Raw genomic sequence first — 17,106 nt, forward strand, 5'->3', positions numbered from 1 at the left:
CCTTCGCTCGTCGTGCCGAATCGGGTCGGCCGGTGCAGAAACAGGTTCGGTGCCCGAGGATCACCTGTCGATCCTCGGGCACCGGTACCGCGAAGTCCAGCTCAGAAGATTCCGCTGTACGCGTTGAGGGCGGGCTGACCACCCAGGTGCGCGTAGAGAACGGTGGAGTCCTTGCCGATATCGCCCTGCTGAACCAGATCGATCAGTCCGGCCATGGACTTGCCCTCGTACACCGGGTCGATGATCACGCCTTCGAGACGGCCGGTGAGCTTGATTGCCTCGATCGTGGAGTCGACGGGTATTCCGTAGTAGTCGCCGGCCCAGCCTTCGAGGACGGTGATCTCGTCGTCGCGAAGATCGCGACCCAGTTCGATGAGTTCTGCTGTGTTACGGGCGATTCGGGCCACCTGGTCGCGGGTCTGAGCGATTTTGGCGGATGCATCGATGCCGATCACTCGACGCGGCCGATCCTGCCCGGCGAACCCGGCGATCATGCCGGCATGCGTCGACCCGGTCACGCTGCACACCACGATCGTGTCGAAGAAGATGCCGAGCTCCTCTTCTTGCTTCTGTACTTCGTACGCCCAGTTGGCGAAGCCGAGTCCGCCGAGCTTGTGGTCGGAGCCGCCCGCGGGAATGGCGTAGGGCTTGCCGCCCGCTCGCTCGACGTCCTCGATGGCCTTCTGCCAGCTGTCCTTGAATTCGATTCCGAAGCCCGACGGATCGAGGCGGACATCTGCACCCATGATGCGGGAGAGCAGGATATTGCCCACCTTGTCGTTGACCGAATCCGGCCAATCGACCCACTTCTCCTGCACCAGAACGGCTTTGAGTCCGAGCTTTGCCGCGACCGCAGCCACCTGTCGCGTGTGGTTGGACTGCACGCCACCGATCGAGACCAATGTGTCGGCACCCTGCGCGAGTGCGTCGGGAACGATGTATTCGAGCTTGCGGGTCTTGTTGCCGCCGTAGGCCAATCCTGCGTTGACGTCTTCTCGCTTGGCCCAGATCTTGGCCCCGCCGAGGTGCGCGCTCAGTCGTTTCATCGGGTGAATCGGGCTCGGGCCGAAGGTGAGGGGATAACGCTCGAAGTCCGCGATCGCCACGTGGTTCTCCTTTGATCGGTGTGTCATGCAGGATGCAATATATCGCATACTGTACGTGGGACACCTCGCCAGCGAAAGCGGTGGGCTACGATATTTTGCATGCCGGTCCCCGTCGAGCTCGGAAAACACAAGCGCTCCCTGCTGCGCGACAACGCCTACGTCTCGATTCGCGACGCCATCGTCGACGGCACCTTCGCGCCCGGCGAGCGGCTGCGGGATGCCGAACTCGAGCAGTGGCTCGGGGTGTCGCGGACACCTATTCGCGACGCCATGGCCAGGCTGGAACTGGCGGGCCTCGTACACACCCAGCCCGGGCGTTCGACCATCGTGTCGACCATCGAACGCAAGGCGGTGTTGGACGCGCAGGCGGTCGCGGCATCGATGCATGCACTCGCGGTCCGGACGGCTGTACCGCTGATGAACAAGCGCGACATCGCCGCGATGCGTCGCGCCAACAAGGATTTCGCCGCCGCATTCACCCGAGGCGATGTGGACCTCGCGCTGGCCGGCGACGACGCATTCCACGCAGTGGCCGTCGAAGCGAGTCAGAATCAGGTCGTGGTCACGGTTCTCGAGCAGGTGACGCCGACCCTGCGCCGACTCGAACGACTACGATTCGCCTCGCTGGTGGGCCGCGATTCGATAGCCCAACACGAACGAATCATCACGCTGTGCAGTGAGGGTGACGCGGACGGTGCGGCCGCTGCCGTGCAGGAGAATTGGGAGTCGTTGTCGCTGCTCGTCGATCACGAGGACGGAATACCGGGAAACTGACACCGTCGAACGCCGGCGAAAAGCGGAGTGGCCGCGCCGCATCGGCGGCATAATCGGCCCATGGCCGACTTCAACGAGATCATCATCGACGAGTTCCGAAGCAACAATGGCCACGTGTCCACGGCCGGCTTCGGTGATTCGCTCGTCGTTCTACACACGATCGGTGCCAAGAGCGGTGCGGTGCGGCTCAACCCGCTCATGGCGATTCCGGAGGGAGAGAGCTGGTTGGTGGTCGGCTCGGCTGCCGGGTCACCGAAAGATCCAGCGTGGGTGCACAATCTGCGAGCCCATCCGGCCATCGACATCGAGACACCCGGGGACGGAGGCATTCGCACCGTTGCCGTCGACGCCGACGAGATTCCGGAATCCGAGTGGGACCGGCAGTGGCAGAAATTCCTCGACGCATCGGACGGATTCGCGAAATACACGGAAACGGCCGAGGGCAGGCGGTTTCCGATCTTCCGTCTGACCCCGACCGCCCAGTGAATCAGTTCTGCGTGTCGTCCTCGGGCGGGTGTGGGACGTTCTCTTCGTCGACGTGAGCACCGACTGCAGCCTCGTCGGGAGATTCTTCGCGCGGACCGTCGTTGCTGCCTTCGGATGGGATCTCTGCACCTGCATCGGTCGGCATGGTCATGAGCACTCCTGATCGTCGGTCGGTTGGTTGCTGCGCTCTGCATGCCCCGCTTCCGGTGGACTCAACCGTCGAGCGGTCGATTCCTGTTGACTAGCATCGTCAGGTATGGGACCCGATCGATCGATGACAGCTCGCGACCTCACACAGGCGATTGCCGAAGCGACGAGGTCATTTTTCGCACCGTCCAGTCTCGACGAGACTCTGCGGGGCGTGACGGAGAGCGCCCGATCTCTGATACCCGCGGTCGATTGCGCCGACATTCTCGTGGTGGCGGGGCCGAAGAAGTACCAGTCGCACGCCGCGACCAGTGAGCTGCCGGTGCGCCTGGACGCAATGCAGGAACGCCTCGACGAGGGGCCGTGCATCGATGCCGCACGAAGCGAGCTGTTCGTGCGGTGCAACGACTTCCGCTCCGATTCCCGCTGGCCACGTTTCGGTCCGGAGGCGGTGGGAGCAGGGGTTCTCAGCAGCCTGTCCTTCCGCCTTTACACCAACGAGGACACCATCGGGGCGCTCAATCTGTTCGCACTGACCAGTGATGCGCTCAGCGACGAGGACGAGGAACTCGGTCGCGTGCTCGCAACCCACGCTGCGGTGGCGTTGTATGCAGCGAACAAGACCGAGCAATTCAAGTCCGGCTTGGCTTCACGGGACATCATCGGCCAAGCCAAGGGCATGTTGATGGAGCGGTACGGAATCGATGCGGTACAGGCGTTCGACTTGATTTCACGGCTGTCGCAAACCCAGAACGTCCCGGTGGCCACCTTGGCCGCAGAACTCGTCGACCTCGGTTCCGAATCGAACAAGGAACGCTCGTCCAGATAGGCTCGCCGGCTGTTCACACCGTGTGCCGACGAGAGGGTGCAGTCGGCGGCACCGGATGGTCGTGAGTCGAGCCGGCTTGCTGGGTCGACCCGGCGTTCACTGTCGACCCGGTCTGTGCGGTTGCCTCGTAGACGCGTGAAGTGTCCTCGGCGATGCGGTCCCACGAGAAGCGAGATTGCGCACGGTCGGAGCCGGACACTCCCAGCTCGAAACGCCTGGACTCGTTGCGTAGCAGCAGGGCCAGCTCTCGTGCCAAGCGACGACGGTCGCCCGGCCTGATCGAGCGGCCGGTGACCCCGTCGATCACCAACTCTCCGGCGTAGCCCACTCCGTATGCGACGACGGGAAGTCCGCACGCCATGGCTTCGAGGGTGGCGATCCCTGCCGATTCGGTCGGGGACAGGCAGACGAACACGTCGGCCGACCTCAACAGCGACGACATGTGGCGATGGCGGACCGGGCCGGTGAACACCGTGCGCCCGGCCATGCCGTGTGCTGCGGCGACCGTGCGTAGCTGCGCCACGCCGCTGGATTCGCGTGGCTCGCCGCCGACAACGACCAATTCGGTGTCGTCGAGTTTTCCGAGCAGTTCGATGATCGTCGATACCTCGGCATCCGACCCGACGGTCGCCACCCGACACGCGGCACCGCTGCGTGGTGCGGTCGGTCCGGATGGATCGAAGTCACTCAGATCCACCCCGGTCGGGACGATGGACACCTTGGCTCTGGCGACGCCCATCCGCGTCAACATGTCGGCCTCGTCGGGACATGACGCGATGATGCGGCTCGCCGATCGAGCGATCTTCTTCTCCATAGCCGCCCGGGGAACCACCGAATCGGTGCCGGCCGTCGGGGGCCCGGATCGGTCGGTCGCGGCGAGACCGTGGAACGACATCACCGTGGGGACGCCCGTCGCGCCGGCGGCCAGTATGGTTGCCAGCCCCGACACCCATGAATGTGCATGTGCTACATCGGGTTTCGTTCGGAGCAAGTGATCGCGGAGCGCGGAGGCGAACGCGCTCGTGTGAGGAATCGATTCCTCTTCGGTCATCGGGACAGCAGGCCCCGCAGACAGGTTGACCACCCGGTAACCGTCGGGGGTGAGCAGCTCGTCCTCGTGATCCGGGTTCTGCTTCCTGGTGTACACATCGACTCGGGTGCCGGCGCGGGCCAGCGACGAGGCCAGCCGATCGAGCTGGGCAGCCGATTGTTCTGCCTCGATGCCGGCCGCATCATTTATCGGACTCACGTGTTCGGAGACAAGCGCAACGTGCATATCGATTCGATCCCTGATGGGTTCGCACGGCCCCTTTCGGGCGCATAGCCCGGCACCGGTGAAGGGTGTGGGATATGCCGACCCGATTTTGGAGTCAGCGTGCTCGAGACGCGGCCAGAACGGTCATCGCAACTGGGCGTCGAACACCACCCTATTACGTGCAGCCGCGTTGCGAAACCTCACACGAGGGAGTTGCCATCGCTGGAACGCTCACAACGGGCCGAACCGACGTCCCTTGCGGCCGAAGCGGGGAGCGTGTTCGGTACGGCTTCCGGGCACTGGATTGCGGTCGGTTCAACCGTCAACCGCCGACAATCGCAGCAGCGTAGCGTGTTTCGCCAGGCGCATTTGTGTATACACTGTTTCCACGCGGTTGAGGAGAAGCCCCGTAGTCAGGAAGTAGCGACTGCGAGATGTGCCCGACCGCGCTCTTCGACACCTGATGGTCCGAGATTCGTTTTCTCGAGAACTGGTGTCAGAGGCAGCCGACAGTCTCCGGTCGCGAGCCGGTGGAGGTGGGCAATGGTGTTTCTACGGTCGGTGCACAGTGATCCGGAATCGATTCGATTGTCGTTCTGTGGGCCGGACAATCCCGAGGACGGCGCATTCGCGCTGTCCGTGGACGAACTCGTCGGCGGACCGGTCGTCATCCGCATCATCGGGTCGATCGACAGATCGGCAATTCCGGTCATAGGCGAATGCGTGTCGGAGGCCATCGTGTGCGGGCGGTCGCTGGTCGTGGATCTGCTCGATGTCGAATTCGTCGACCCCGCAGTGGTTCCCGTCCTCTCGGCAGCTGCCTCTCGGCTCGCTGCGCACCGGTGTCGCGCGATCGTCGCCTGTACACCCGAGCTGCAGCGACAACTCGATCCGAGTGGCGCTCACCTCGGTACGGAGTGCGTCCGCAGCGTCGCGGACGCCGTTCGAAGTGCGGTGAAACCGGCGAGATCCGAACAGGTTTCGAATTCCTGCACAGGCGAGACGCATGCGCGGTCGGCGTGACCGGCAGTTCCGCACCGTGCACGATCGTCGCCGCGGTGTATCTCGCGGTGGGGGTCGGCGATCACCCGGGCGACAGCGCCCGATGAGTGCAGAGGCAGTCCCCACCGTTGGAGTGGAGGAGGAGTTCTTTCTCGCCGACATCGACATGCTGCGTCCGGTGGCGGTCGGCCCCGGTGTCGTTGCGCATGCCCGAGCTGCGGGAATCGATGCCGTCTCGGAGCTGACCGAGGTGCAGGTGGAGGCCAATTCGCCTCCGCTGCAGTGTCTTCGCGAATTGCGGGAGAACGTGATCTCCACCCGCGCCACGCTGTCGGCGGTGGCCCTGGCGCAGGGTGCCCACTTACTGGCGGCGGGTGTCTCGCCGGTTGCGCCTGCTGATCGTGGCCGCCTGCCCATCTCGGACGGCTCCCGCTATCGGCGTCTTGCCGAGACCTACGGCGCACTGGCAGAGAGCGTTGCCACGTGTGGGGGTCACATTCATGTCGAGGTGCCGGACAAGGAGACGGCGATCGGGGTATGCAATGTCGTGCGGCCCTGGCTCCCGACACTTCTGGCGTTGACGTGCAACAGCGCTATACACGACGGCGTCGACACTCGGCACTCGAGTTGGCGTTCGACGGTGTGGGGCAGGTGGCCGACGGCTGGTCCGCCCCCTCACCTGAGTTCGACGGCGGAGTACGACGACCTGGTCGGCTCGATGATCGAGACCGGGATGATTCTCGACGAAGCATCGCTCTACTGGGATGTACGGCCCAGCTCCCACCAGCCGACGGTCGAGGTGCGGGTCGGCGACGTACCTGCCGTCGCCGAGGAGGTGGTGTTGTCCGCTGCACTGGTCCGCGGTCTCGTCGTCACGGCCCTTCGGTCCATCGACCGCGGCGAGCCGGCACTCGTCGTGGCCGGCAATCACCTCGCAGCGGCATACCACCGTGCCCGCATGGATGGATTGACCGGCGTCGCAGTGGATCCGAGCACCGGGAGACCGGTGTCGGCATCGAGTCTGCTCCGATCGCTCGTCCGCTACGTGGAACCGGCGCTGACCAGCACAGGCGACCTCCGCTGCGTGCAGACTTCTCTCGAACGTTTGACGCACCTCGGGAACGGCGCGCAACGCCAACGCCGGATCTTCTCGCGCAATGCAGACGCTGCCGCCGTCGCTGCTCACGCAGCCCGTTTCACTACTGCTGAGTGGAACTCGCCGGTGGCACAGGACGCGGGTTGATCGCGGTGGCCGGCCTCGTCTGTAGGCGGCCGTGCCCGCGCCGCGACAATCGACCGATTCCAGGAAACGATCGACGATGCGACCGAAGGTGGTTATCGTGAAAGCCATGGCAAGCACTTCCGCCAGCATGCTTCGTGACGCCGGACTGAGGGTGACGCGTCCCCGAGAGTTGGTTCTCGATATCGTTGATGCACAACCGCATTCCGATACCGACACCATCTTGCGACTGGCGCGCGCCACCCTGCCCACGGTCTCGAAGCAGGCCGTGTACGACGTGCTCGATGCGTTGACTGCATCGGGTTTGGTTCGTCGTATCCGCCTCGCGGGTCACTCCGCACGTTACGAAACCAGGGTGGCAGACAATCATCACCACATCGTCTGCCGTTCCTGTGGTTTCATCGTCGACGCCGACTGCGCCACCGGTGAGCCACCGTGTGCACGACCCGCCCGAGATCACGGTTTCGTCCTCGACGAGGCCGAGGTGACCTACTGGGGAACGTGCCCCAGTTGTGCATCCGACCGATCGATCGCAGCCCGCGATCGTCCATCCACAATGCCCATCGGAAAGGACAATTCGTGACCTCCGACGCACGCCCACCCCACTCCGCCACCGAGACCGCCAGCACCAGCGAGAGCGAGAATCCGGTCATCGAGTCGCCGAAGCCCAAGGCGCACGCACCGCTGACGAACAAGGACTGGTGGCCGGAGCAGATGGACCTGTCCATCCTGCATGCGCATACCTCCAAATCGAACCCGTTCGGCGAAAAGCTCGACTACAAAGCGGAATTCGAGAAGCTCGACGTGGACGAGCTCAAAGCCGACGTCATCTCGGTGATGACCACTTCGAAAGATTGGTGGCCGGCCGACTACGGCCACTACGGCGGACTCTTCATTCGTATGAGCTGGCACGCCGCCGGCACCTACCGCACGTTCGACGGACGAGGCGGTGGGGGTCAGGGCGCGCAACGCTTTGCGCCACTGAACAGTTGGCCGGACAACGCCAACCTGGACAAGGCGCGTCGGTTGCTGTGGCCGGTCAAGCAGAAGTACGGCAACAAGATTTCGTGGGCTGATCTGCTGGTGTTCGCCGGTAACGCGGCGCTCGAGTCCATGGGGTTCGAGACGTTCGGATTCGGCTTCGGTCGGGAGGACATCTGGGAACCGGAAGAGGTCTTCTGGGGTCCCGAGGATCAGTGGCTGGGCACCGACAAGCGATACTCCGGCGAACGGGAGCTCTCCAAGCCCCTCGGTGCCACCACCATGGGCTTGATCTACGTCAATCCCGAAGGCCCCGAGGGAGAGCCGGATCCGGTGGCCGCGGCCCACGACATCCGGGAAACCTTCGCGCGGATGGCGATGAACGACGAGGAGACGGCGGCACTCATCGTCGGTGGACACAGCTTCGGTAAGACACACGGAGCCGGACCGGCCGACAAGATCGGGCCGGAACCCGAGGGTGCCCCCATCGAACAGCAGGGCCTCGGCTGGAAGAGCGGTTACGGCAAGGGCAAGGCCGAGGACCAGATCACCAGCGGGCTCGAGGTGGTCTGGACGGAGACTCCGACGCAGTGGGGTAACGGCTACCTGAAGAATCTCTACGGATACGAGTGGGAGCTCACGAAGAGCCCCGCCGGCGCGTGGCAGTTCACTGCCAAGGACGGTGCCGGTGCGGGCACGATTCCCGATCCGTTCGGCGGTCCGGGCCGTGCCCCCACGATGCTCGTCACCGACATCTCAATGCGGGCAGATCCGGCGTACGAGAGGATCACTCGGAGGTGGTTGGATCACCCCGGGGAGCTCTCGCTCGCGTTCGCCAAGGCGTGGTACAAGTTGCTGCACCGCGATATGGGACCGGTGTCCCGGTACCTCGGGCCGTGGGTTCCCGAACCTCAGCTGTGGCAGGACCCGGTTCCATCGCCGCACGGTGACCTGATCGACGAGGCGGACGCATCTGCGTTGAAGTCGGCGATCCTCGACTCGGGCTTGACGATCGCTCAGCTCATCGGTGTCGCGTGGTCGTCGGTCAGCAGCTTCCGAGTCACCGATTACCGCGGCGGTGCCAACGGCGCTCGGGTTCGGCTCGAGCCACAGAAGAGTTGGGAGGCAAACGAACCCGAGGTCCTCCGCGAGGTGCTCGCAATCTTGGACGGTATACGCGAAAAGTTCGAGGGCTCGGCGGCCGGTGACAAGAAGGTCTCGCTCGCCGACGTCATCGTGCTGGCCGGCAATGCGGCCGTCGAGAAGGCCGCACGCGACGCCGGTTACGAGGTGACCGTCCCGTTCCGGCCGGGTCGCACCGACGCGACGCAGGAGCAGACCGACGTCGAATCGTTCTCGGTACTCGAGCCACGAGCCGACGGGTTCCGCAACTACATGGCTGCAGGGGAGAGCACTCCCGAGCAGGTGTTGTTCCTCGATCGCGCCTACATGCTGAATCTGACTGCGCCCGAGATGACGGTTCTTCTCGGCGGTCTTCGAGCCTTGGGGGCCAACCACGGTGGTTCGAGCCATGGAGTGTTCACCGATCGCCCCGGAGTTCTGAGCAACGATTTCTTCGTCAATCTTCTCGACTCCGACACCGAGTGGACGACGAGTGAGGACGGCACCTACGTCGGCACGGATCGTGGCTCCGGCAGCCAGAAGTGGACAGCGACATCGATCGACCTGGTGTTCGGGTCCCATTCACAACTGCGAGCGCTGTCCGAGGTGTACGCCCAGGCCGACAACGGTGGCAAGTTCGTCGACGACTTCGTGGCCGCGTGGGCGAAGCTGACAGACAACGATCGATTCGACATCCGGTAGCGCGGAGCCGATCACCGGGTGAGCCAGATGCGCCTTCTGGCAATGGCTTTGATTCGCGTCACCATGACAGGGCTGAGGCCGAACTCGCCGAACACGCTGCCGGGGTCGCGGTCGAGGATCTCCAACACGGTGCGGTAGTAGTCCTGAGTCGACATCGCGAAGGCGGACCGGATTTCGTCGTCCGGTCCGCCTCCGTGATTGACCCATCTCAGGGCGAAGTCGATCATGGCGCGGTCTGTGTCGGAGTAGAACGCTACCGGTCGCTCTGCCCCCGCAGAAGTACGTCGATTCGGCATAACACACCTCCTGGAACTGACTGTCGATCCGAAATTAGCACTGCTCGCGAACACGTGCCAAGGGTCCGGTATCTGCGATAAGGACCCGAATATCGGTCGTAAGCCCCGTGTTTGGACTGCCGTCGTGCGTGGAATTCGATACACGGCTCGGCGTACGCGCCCGGGCCGTGCGGTCGAGCCAGGGGCCGGAGGTTCAACCCCTGCAGCCTCCGGCCCCGCGCCCACAGAACCAGTCGCTGAAACAATCCGGCGAACACCTTCGACGAATCAGGTACGGAGAGTGTGTGATGGACACCGATGCAGAACAGCGTCTACCGACCGAGGCCGACGCCTCCTCGGTATGTAGGAAGATTGCCGACCTGGCACAGACGTACGACATCGCGATTGGCACCGCCGAATCGCTGACCGCCGGAAATCTCGCGGCCATGCTCGGCAAGGCACCGTCCTCGGGGCAGTGGTACCGCGGCGGAATCGTCGCGTACCACGAGAGCGTGAAGCACACTCTGCTCGAGGTCCCCGACGGCCCGGTCGTCAGCGAACAGGCCGCGACGGCGATGGCTCGATCGACGGCGTCGCTGGTCGGCGCACATCTGACGATCGCCGTCACCGGCGAAGCCGGGCCGCAGAGCCAGGAAGACCAACCACCGGGGACGGTGTGGGCAGCGGTGTACGACCGTGGCGACGTGAGCACCGAATGCAAGCACTTCGACGGTGAACCGGAAGAAGTTCTGGCCCGGACCATGGCGTTTTCCCTCGATACCCTGCTGCGCCACGCGCGGAAACGAGCCCACGGGTAGCTGACGCCGGGGGAGTGCAGACAACTGTTCGTCAACGAGATCGGAGCGCAGTATGAGTACCGATTCCAGTGTCCGAAGCCGTATTCAGCACGAGCTGGGCGTTCGGCCGTCGATCGACCCCGACGCGGAAATCCGCCGCCGGGTCGGTTTCCTCGCCGATTATCTGAGGGTCAGTGGCACAGCGGGTTTCGTGCTCGGCATCAGCGGGGGACAGGACAGCACCCTGGCCGGAAAGCTCGCTCGGCTGGCCGTTCGCGAGGCCGCGGAACTCGGTAACCAGGCCACATTCGTCGCGGTGCGTCTGCCGTACGGAACTCAGGCGGACGAAGCCGACGCCGTCGTCGCACTCGACTTCATCGAGCCGGACCGGACGGTCACTGTCGATATCCGCGACGCCGTCGACGCCTCGGCGCGCTCGGCAGCCTCGGCGCGCTCGGCCGCCTCGGCGCTGGATACTCCGCGTATCGCGGACTTCGTACGGGGCAACATCAAGGCGCGCGAACGCATGATCGCGCAGTACACGATCGCCGGCCAGGAGAATCTTCTGGTGGTGGGTACCGATCACGCGGCCGAGGCGGTGACGGGCTTCTTCACCAAATACGGTGACGGAGGCGCGGACGTCACTCCGCTGAGCGGTCTCACCAAAAGCCAAGGTGCGCAGCTCTTGCGGCACCTGAACGCACCGGAATCGACGTGGCGCAAAGTGCCGACAGCCGACCTCGAGGACGACCGTCCCGCGCTCCCGGACGAACAAGCACTCGGCGTCACCTACGCACAGATCGACGCATACCTGCAGGGCGGACCCGTCGACGACGATGCGGTGGACACCATCGAGCGCTGGTTCGACAAGACCCGGCACAAGCGCGCCATGCCGGTGGGGCCGGACGATCGGTGGTGGCGCACGGCCGTCGACTGCCGGCCCTGAGGCACCGTCGACGAGACTTTATCGACGGCGGTGGATCCGGGGCAGTAGGAACCAGAACGCGACGGCCGTCGACGCCACGACAGCGGCCGCGGGGGCTGCGGCGCGCACACCGAGCACTATCTCGAACGTCAGGGCGGCAGCACCCACCAGTGTCACTCCCAACATGGCGAGACCGCTGATGGCGAGTATGTTGCCGACGCGCACTATGACCCCTATTGCACGCTGCCGGAACAGGAGTCGGTGCATGCTGACGGGAGCTACCAACAGGATCGTCGCAAGCATCGACGCCGACACCGTCATCAGATAGACCACGTGGCCGGCCGTGGACAGCCCGTCGAAGCGGGCCTGGAACGGCAGGGTCAACAAGAACCCGGTCAGAAGTTGTACACCGGTCTGTACGACACGGAGTTCCTGTAGCAACGACGACCAATTGCGATCCAACTGCTGAGTGGGAGTTTCGTTGCGCGCTTTGTCGTTCCACGCACGGTGGTCCTCGTCCTCGTCACCCGTCGTCATCGACCAAGACTAGTGCGATCTCGACGGGTAGGCGGTGGAAATCGGACCGGTTCACGCAGTGTGTACATCCGCGGTCGACGTGCCGGTCGCACACTCTGGACACCCGGCACCGGACTCGGACGAGCCCGATGCCCCGGTTACGGACTTCCTCAGCGACGAACCGACGGACTCGAGGGCCGAATCGATATCGGTGAAAATCGGAATCGCAGCATCGAGTCCGACCAGATGCATCGGCCGCCCCGTGGTCGGCCCGGATGCGACCACCACCAACGAGGTTGAGCAGCATGCCTTTCGGCGAGCTGCGATGAGCACGCTCATGCCGACGGAGGCCAAGAAGGACACCCCCGACAGATCGACGATCACGGCTGCAGGCGCTGCCGTGACCGCTTGTTCGATGTGGTGGGCGAGATCGGACGCGGTCGCGAGATCCACTTCTCCGTTGACCCGCAGAACAATTGCGTTGTCATGGTGTTCGCCGGCGATGCCGAGCCCGAGCAACTCGTTGTGTTTCATAGGGGGTCACCGTCCTTACCCTGTGCAGTGGCATGTTCGTCGAACAGCGCACTGCGGCATAACCGAGACCGGCAAGGATTGCAGAATTGAGGCGAACCCGGTGCGAGCGGCGCTGTCGACTGCGGGCAGGGGCTACACCACGCTGTCCGAATCATACCCACTGTTCGTTTCTTCGTGCAGGCCGGTTCGAGAGTTCGAATGTTCGGCAACCGACTCGATCATCGCCGACGCAATCTCGCTGACCTTGATGTTTCTGTTCTGCGACTGCTCGGACAGCAGGGCGAACGCGTCGTCGGCGGAGATTCCGCGCATCGCCATGATGATTCCTTTCGCCTGGTCGATGTCAGCTCTCGTTTTCATCGCTGTCCGCAGGCCGGTGATTTCTCGTTCGGCCGACCGGGCGCGCTCGGTGATCGCGATGACGGTCTCGATCGAGGTGGCGAGCAGGGCCAACGAGACCTCGTCGAGTGGGTCGAAGCCGTCGGCACTCGTCCCGTAGATGTTCAGCGACCCGTGGCGGTTCTCGTCGGGCGTCAGCGGGGCCGACAAATAGCTGTGGACGCCCAGATCGGCCACTGCGGCAGCGAAGCGAGGCCAGCGAGCTACTGCCTCGTGCGCCTGTGCGCGAACCATACGTCCGCTGCGGATGGCGTGCAGGCAGGGGCCTTGACCAGCGCGATACTGGTCGGAATCGATGTCGTGCACAGCGGGGTCGGTGGACGCCACGGTTCGCGGTCGGCCGGTGTCGTCGAGCATGGTGATGCCGACGAGATCCGCGTCGGGAACCACGGCTGCGACCTCGGAGCACACGGCTTGAAGAACGGCATCGACGTCGGCACCGGTCAGTATCTTCCCCTTGATTCGGCGCAACGCTTGGATGTATTGCCCGATCCGGGCGAACGCCGAACCCGAGGCGTCCGGTGCGTCGTGAAGACGGTCGTCTTCGATTGAAAAGTCACTCATCTGGTGGGCTCGTTTCGGTCGGGCCCCCGCATGGACAGCAGGCAGCCACTCGTCAACTCCCGGCCCCGACTCGACCGAACGGGGTCATAATATACAGAGCCTCGCGGGTGCATTCGCACCTGTCCCGAGCGCACGCCAACGGGCCCGCTGAACGCAGGGGTGGTCGCATCCAGGCCCGAGTCGGGGTATCCTACAAAGTGATTGGGTGGAGACCACGCCCGCAGAATCGACTGCGGTACGAACCACGATCTTCCCCTGCCACAGTCTTCGATCTGTGGAGGTCAATGCCCATGATTCCCGAATCCTCGTCGTTTTCGATGTCCGTCGACCGCGGAGACGACGGCCCCATCGTCGTCTCGGTGCAGGGCGCACTCGAGATCCCCGGCAATACCCGCCTGTTGGCAGACTGCCTGGCGGGGTCCGTGCTCGCCGACCGACCGGTGGTGGTCGACCTGGTCGGTGTCACCGAGATCGGTGATGCCGCAACCAAGTACATCGTCGACGCGGCCCATCGGCTGTTGTGCCGTGGGTATCGCCTCACCGTCGTCCTGGCCACCTCCGCTGCCGACCGTAATGTGCGACGGCTCAGCGAACGTGTGCACGTCGAGCGTGCCGGCTCGCTCGGTCGGGTCGTCGGCGCGGCGACGACGCCTTCGCGACCTCGAGTCGCTGCAGTGGACGCACTGCAGGGGACTTACCTGTAGGGGACTTACCTGTAGGTCGATAGCACCGCGGCCCTCGTGCGGACGGTGCTGCGGAAAGCCGTGTGTACCCGGATGTTCCGCCGGTGTCCGTCGTCGAGGCGCGGAGAAGTCGCGGTCCCGACCTGTGTATCGAGTTCTAAACCCTTGCAGTGCAGAGTGTTTGCTGGGAATTTCGGCGGGTAGCCGGATCGAGTCACCTGCTCGAACTTCGACCCGAACTGGAATCCCTATGTTCCGACACACCGACTACCTACAATTCGATGCCAAGCCCGAGAAGCCGGATCCTGTGTACGCACACAAGCTTCAGGAGCTCATCGGTGGTGCATTCGGCGAGATGACCGTGACCATGCAGTATCTGTTCCAAGGCTGGAACTGTCGCATGGAGGGCAAGTACAAGGACCTGATCATGGACATCGCGACCGAAGAAATGGGTCACGTGGAGATGCTGGCCACCATGGTCGCTCGTCTGCTCGAAGGTGCACCGGCCACCGAGTCGACCAAAGCCGCTGCTACCGATCCCGTGGTAGCGGCAGTGATGGGCGGCATGGACCCGCAGCAGGCGATCGTGTCCGGCGGCGGTGCGCTCCCGGCGGATTCCAACGGCTATCCGTGGAACGGTCGGTACATCATCGCCAGTGGCAACCTGCTCGCAGATTTTCGTGCGAACGTTGCCGCCGAGGCGCAGGGGCGGCTGCAGACCGCGCGTCTGTACAACATGACCGACGACCCGGGCGTCAAGGCCATGCTGCAGTTCAATCTCGCTCGCGATACGCACCATCAGAACCTGTGGCTCGCTGCCATCGAAGAGCTGCAAGCCGACGGACTCGAGGACGTCGTAGCACCGAGTGCACTTCTCGACGAGGAGGCATCCGAGCACGCAACCGATCTGTGGCACCTCTCGGACGGTGAGTTCTCCTCGACCGGTGGCTGGGCGAATCGGCTTGCGCCCGACGGCAAACGGCAGATGGGGTTCCTCGCCGATCCGCAGCCTCTGGGCGGGAAGGCATCCGCGCCTGCACCCGATCCGAAGTTGTACGCGACGTACGACGGGGCCAAGGGAGATCCCGCGTCGGCCGCACTGGGTACCGAGAAGGGCGTCATGGGGAAGATCAAGGACGCCCTGGATCCCGACGAGAAGTAGGCCCGAACTCCCTGTGCCGCACAGCAGTTGCGACGCGAATATCGCGTCGCAACTGCTGCGGTCAGCTGACTACGTCCCGCAGAACGTTCGGAACCCTGCGCTGAAGTCGACGGGCGCGGGTCCGGCGTACTGCGACAGCTCGTCCCGACCGTCGAACGGATTCGTCACGACCGACAACAAGCGGTCGAAGGGCGCGAGGTCGCCCTCGGTCGCTGCTGCCAGCGCCGCGTCGACCATGTGGTTTCGAGGAATGTACGCGGGGTTCACTCGGTCCATGGCGTCCGAGACGGACCGGAGGTCGTGGCCCCGCTCGAGCACCGCTGCGCGCCATCGTTCGAGCCACGGTGCAGCTGCCTCGTGCGGTACGAGTGACGCAAAATCTACGTCGTTGCCCCGCAGATTTTCCGCCAACGCGCGGAAGGTCAGGGTCCAGTCGGCACGATGATCCCGCAGAAGCACGTGCAGTTCGTCGAGGAGACTGCCGTCCGGTTCGATCGCATCGAGGCCGAGCTTGGCGGCCATCAGGTTCTTGTAGTGCTGTCGGTAGCGATCACCGTAGGAGTCCAACACCGTCGTCAGCGCGCTGATGGCGCGGTCCGGAACCGAATCGACCAGCGGCAGTAGTGTTTCGCCGAATCGTGCCAGGTTCCAACCCAGGACGGCGGGTTGGTTGCCGTACGCGTAGCGGCCGCCGTGATCGATCGAGCTGAAGACCGTTGCAGGATCGTAGGCGTCGATGAACGCGCACGGCCCGTAGTCGATCGTCTCACCGGAGATCGTCGTGTTGTCGGTGTTCATGACGCCGTGCACGAAGCCGACGGACATCCACTGCGCCACCAACTGCGCTTGCTTGTCGACGACGGCCTCGAAGAATGCGAGGTATCGACTCTCCGCGCCCTCTGCCGGGAGTTCGGCAAGCTCGGGATAATGACGCGCGATGGCGTAGTCGGCCAGGCTGTGTGCGAGGCCCTCGCGGCGGGCCGCGAACTCGAAGGTACCTACGCGCAGGTGGCTCGAGGCAACCCGAGCCAGCACTGCGCCGGGCTGCGGACCTGCCTCTCGAACCACCTGCTCACCCGTCGTGACGACGGCCAACGACCGAGTGGTCGGGATGTGCAGAGCGTGCATGGCCTCGCTGATCAGGTACTCGCGCAGCATCGCACTCACCACCGCGCGCCCGTCTCCGCCGCGGGAGAACGGCGTGGCACCGGAGCCCTTGAGATGCAGATCGACTCGTCGGCCGTGTTCGTCGTGCAGCTCGCCCACAAGTAGTGCTCGACCGTCGCCCAGCAACGGCACGAATCCGCCGAACTGATGACCGGCGTACGCCATCGCCGAGGGGGTCGAATCGGCCGGTGCGAGAGCCCCGGACAACACGCCTGCGCCCTGCTCGGAGCGCAGCATCGACGGGTCGAGCCCCAGTGACCTGGCGAGGTTCTCGTTGAGGATCAGCACCCGCGGATCCGGTGCAGGTGCGCCCTGCCACGGCACCGTGAAGCCGGGAACGTCGTCCACCAACGTCGACTCCAGTCCCCATGACGATGGGACCGATGAAGGCGGGTTGTCGGACGCAGCTACCGGTCCCGTCGCGAATTCACTCATACTCC

The 17,106-nt window shown here is 64.3% G+C and carries 19 protein-coding genes; 11 read left to right on the top strand and 8 right to left on the bottom strand.

Annotation, left to right across the window (positions count from 1 at the left end; genetic code table 11):
- Positions 1 to 101: 101 nt before the first annotated feature.
- Complete coding sequence (locus tag RFA01S_RS08900; RefSeq protein WP_032407239.1) at positions 102 to 1,106, bottom strand: 1-aminocyclopropane-1-carboxylate deaminase; 1,005 nt, start codon at positions 1,104 to 1,106, stop codon at positions 102 to 104.
- A gap of 99 nt (positions 1,107 to 1,205) precedes the next feature.
- Between RFA01S_RS08900 and RFA01S_RS08905 the strand changes: the two genes are divergently transcribed.
- Both RFA01S_RS08905 and RFA01S_RS08910 read left to right on the top strand, forming a co-directional pair.
- A complete protein-coding gene (locus RFA01S_RS08905; RefSeq protein ID WP_032369161.1) occupies positions 1,206 to 1,880 on the top strand; it encodes a GntR family transcriptional regulator in 675 nt (224 codons plus the stop codon).
- A gap of 60 nt (positions 1,881 to 1,940) precedes the next feature.
- Complete coding sequence (locus tag RFA01S_RS08910) at positions 1,941 to 2,366, top strand: nitroreductase/quinone reductase family protein (protein ID WP_032407238.1); 426 nt, start codon at positions 1,941 to 1,943, stop codon at positions 2,364 to 2,366.
- A 1-nt stretch (position 2,367) separates the two neighbouring features.
- Here the strand turns inward: RFA01S_RS08910 and RFA01S_RS27710 are convergent, their stop codons facing one another.
- Complete coding sequence (locus RFA01S_RS27710; RefSeq protein WP_167328339.1) at positions 2,368 to 2,517, bottom strand: hypothetical protein; 150 nt, start codon at positions 2,515 to 2,517, stop codon at positions 2,368 to 2,370.
- Positions 2,518 to 2,640: 123 nt separating this feature from the next.
- Between RFA01S_RS27710 and RFA01S_RS08915 the strand changes: the two genes are divergently transcribed.
- On the top strand, positions 2,641 to 3,342 hold the full coding sequence (locus RFA01S_RS08915; RefSeq protein WP_255283972.1) for a GAF and ANTAR domain-containing protein: 702 nt from the start codon (positions 2,641 to 2,643) through the stop codon (positions 3,340 to 3,342).
- Positions 3,343 to 3,355: 13 nt separating this feature from the next.
- Here RFA01S_RS08915 and RFA01S_RS08920 read toward each other — a convergent pair whose 3' ends face one another.
- Positions 3,356 to 4,591 carry a glycosyltransferase gene (locus RFA01S_RS08920; RefSeq protein WP_162182885.1) on the bottom strand — a complete coding sequence of 412 codons (1,236 nt, stop codon included), beginning with the start codon at positions 4,589 to 4,591 and terminating at the stop codon, positions 3,356 to 3,358.
- 549 nt (positions 4,592 to 5,140) lie between these two features.
- Here RFA01S_RS08920 and RFA01S_RS08925 point away from each other — a divergent pair.
- From RFA01S_RS08925 to katG, 4 genes are all read left to right on the top strand, one after another.
- Complete coding sequence (locus RFA01S_RS08925; protein WP_052060691.1) at positions 5,141 to 5,620, top strand: STAS domain-containing protein; 480 nt, start codon at positions 5,141 to 5,143, stop codon at positions 5,618 to 5,620.
- A gap of 82 nt (positions 5,621 to 5,702) precedes the next feature.
- Positions 5,703 to 6,842: a carboxylate-amine ligase gene (locus tag RFA01S_RS08930; RefSeq protein WP_072692056.1), complete on the top strand. Its 1,140-nt coding sequence runs from the start codon at positions 5,703 to 5,705 to the stop codon at positions 6,840 to 6,842.
- Between the two features lie 106 nt (positions 6,843 to 6,948).
- A complete protein-coding gene (locus RFA01S_RS08935) occupies positions 6,949 to 7,422 on the top strand; it encodes a Fur family transcriptional regulator (RefSeq protein WP_045842162.1) in 474 nt (157 codons plus the stop codon).
- The gene (gene katG, locus RFA01S_RS08940; RefSeq protein ID WP_032407236.1) at positions 7,419 to 9,644 is read left to right on the top strand and encodes a catalase/peroxidase HPI; all 2,226 of its coding nucleotides are present in this window, start codon (positions 7,419 to 7,421) and stop codon (positions 9,642 to 9,644) included. Before RFA01S_RS08935 ends, katG begins: the two co-directional genes overlap by 4 nt.
- A gap of 11 nt (positions 9,645 to 9,655) precedes the next feature.
- On the opposite strand, the gene RFA01S_RS08945 is transcribed toward katG, so the two are convergent.
- Positions 9,656 to 9,940, bottom strand: coding sequence for a DUF3263 domain-containing protein (locus RFA01S_RS08945; protein ID WP_048317425.1), 285 nt, complete (start codon positions 9,938 to 9,940; stop codon positions 9,656 to 9,658).
- Positions 9,941 to 10,227: 287 nt separating this feature from the next.
- On the opposite strand from RFA01S_RS08945, the gene RFA01S_RS08950 reads away from it, so the two are divergent.
- Together RFA01S_RS08950 and nadE are read left to right on the top strand one after the other, a co-directional pair.
- Positions 10,228 to 10,737, top strand: a complete 510-nt coding sequence (locus RFA01S_RS08950; RefSeq protein ID WP_032407235.1) for a CinA family protein — start codon at positions 10,228 to 10,230, stop codon at positions 10,735 to 10,737.
- Positions 10,738 to 10,789: 52 nt separating this feature from the next.
- Positions 10,790 to 11,662: an NAD(+) synthase gene (gene nadE / locus RFA01S_RS08955; RefSeq protein ID WP_032407234.1), complete on the top strand. Its 873-nt coding sequence runs from the start codon at positions 10,790 to 10,792 to the stop codon at positions 11,660 to 11,662.
- Between the two features lie 18 nt (positions 11,663 to 11,680).
- Here nadE and RFA01S_RS08960 read toward each other — a convergent pair whose 3' ends face one another.
- From RFA01S_RS08960 to RFA01S_RS08970, 3 genes are all read right to left on the bottom strand, one after another.
- The gene (locus RFA01S_RS08960; protein WP_032369156.1) at positions 11,681 to 12,178 is read right to left on the bottom strand and encodes a DUF6328 family protein; all 498 of its coding nucleotides are present in this window, start codon (positions 12,176 to 12,178) and stop codon (positions 11,681 to 11,683) included.
- Between the two features lie 51 nt (positions 12,179 to 12,229).
- Positions 12,230 to 12,691 carry an STAS domain-containing protein gene (locus tag RFA01S_RS08965; protein WP_052060689.1) on the bottom strand — a complete coding sequence of 154 codons (462 nt, stop codon included), beginning with the start codon at positions 12,689 to 12,691 and terminating at the stop codon, positions 12,230 to 12,232.
- 132 nt (positions 12,692 to 12,823) lie between these two features.
- Positions 12,824 to 13,654, bottom strand: a complete 831-nt coding sequence (locus RFA01S_RS08970; protein ID WP_052060688.1) for a GAF and ANTAR domain-containing protein — start codon at positions 13,652 to 13,654, stop codon at positions 12,824 to 12,826.
- Between the two features lie 290 nt (positions 13,655 to 13,944).
- Between RFA01S_RS08970 and RFA01S_RS08975 the strand changes: the two genes are divergently transcribed.
- Positions 13,945 to 14,358: a hypothetical protein gene (locus tag RFA01S_RS08975; protein ID WP_072692057.1), complete on the top strand. Its 414-nt coding sequence runs from the start codon at positions 13,945 to 13,947 to the stop codon at positions 14,356 to 14,358.
- A 229-nt stretch (positions 14,359 to 14,587) separates the two neighbouring features.
- Positions 14,588 to 15,499, top strand: coding sequence for a manganese catalase (locus tag RFA01S_RS08980; RefSeq protein WP_032369153.1), 912 nt, complete (start codon positions 14,588 to 14,590; stop codon positions 15,497 to 15,499).
- Positions 15,500 to 15,568: 69 nt separating this feature from the next.
- Here the strand turns inward: RFA01S_RS08980 and RFA01S_RS08985 are convergent, their stop codons facing one another.
- Complete coding sequence (locus RFA01S_RS08985) at positions 15,569 to 17,101, bottom strand: protein adenylyltransferase SelO (RefSeq protein WP_032407232.1); 1,533 nt, start codon at positions 17,099 to 17,101, stop codon at positions 15,569 to 15,571.
- Positions 17,102 to 17,106 lie beyond the last annotated feature (5 nt).

The sequence above is a fragment of the Rhodococcoides fascians NBRC 12155 = LMG 3623 genome (assembly GCF_001894785.1).
Lineage (GTDB): Bacteria > Actinomycetota > Actinomycetes > Mycobacteriales > Mycobacteriaceae > Rhodococcoides > Rhodococcoides fascians.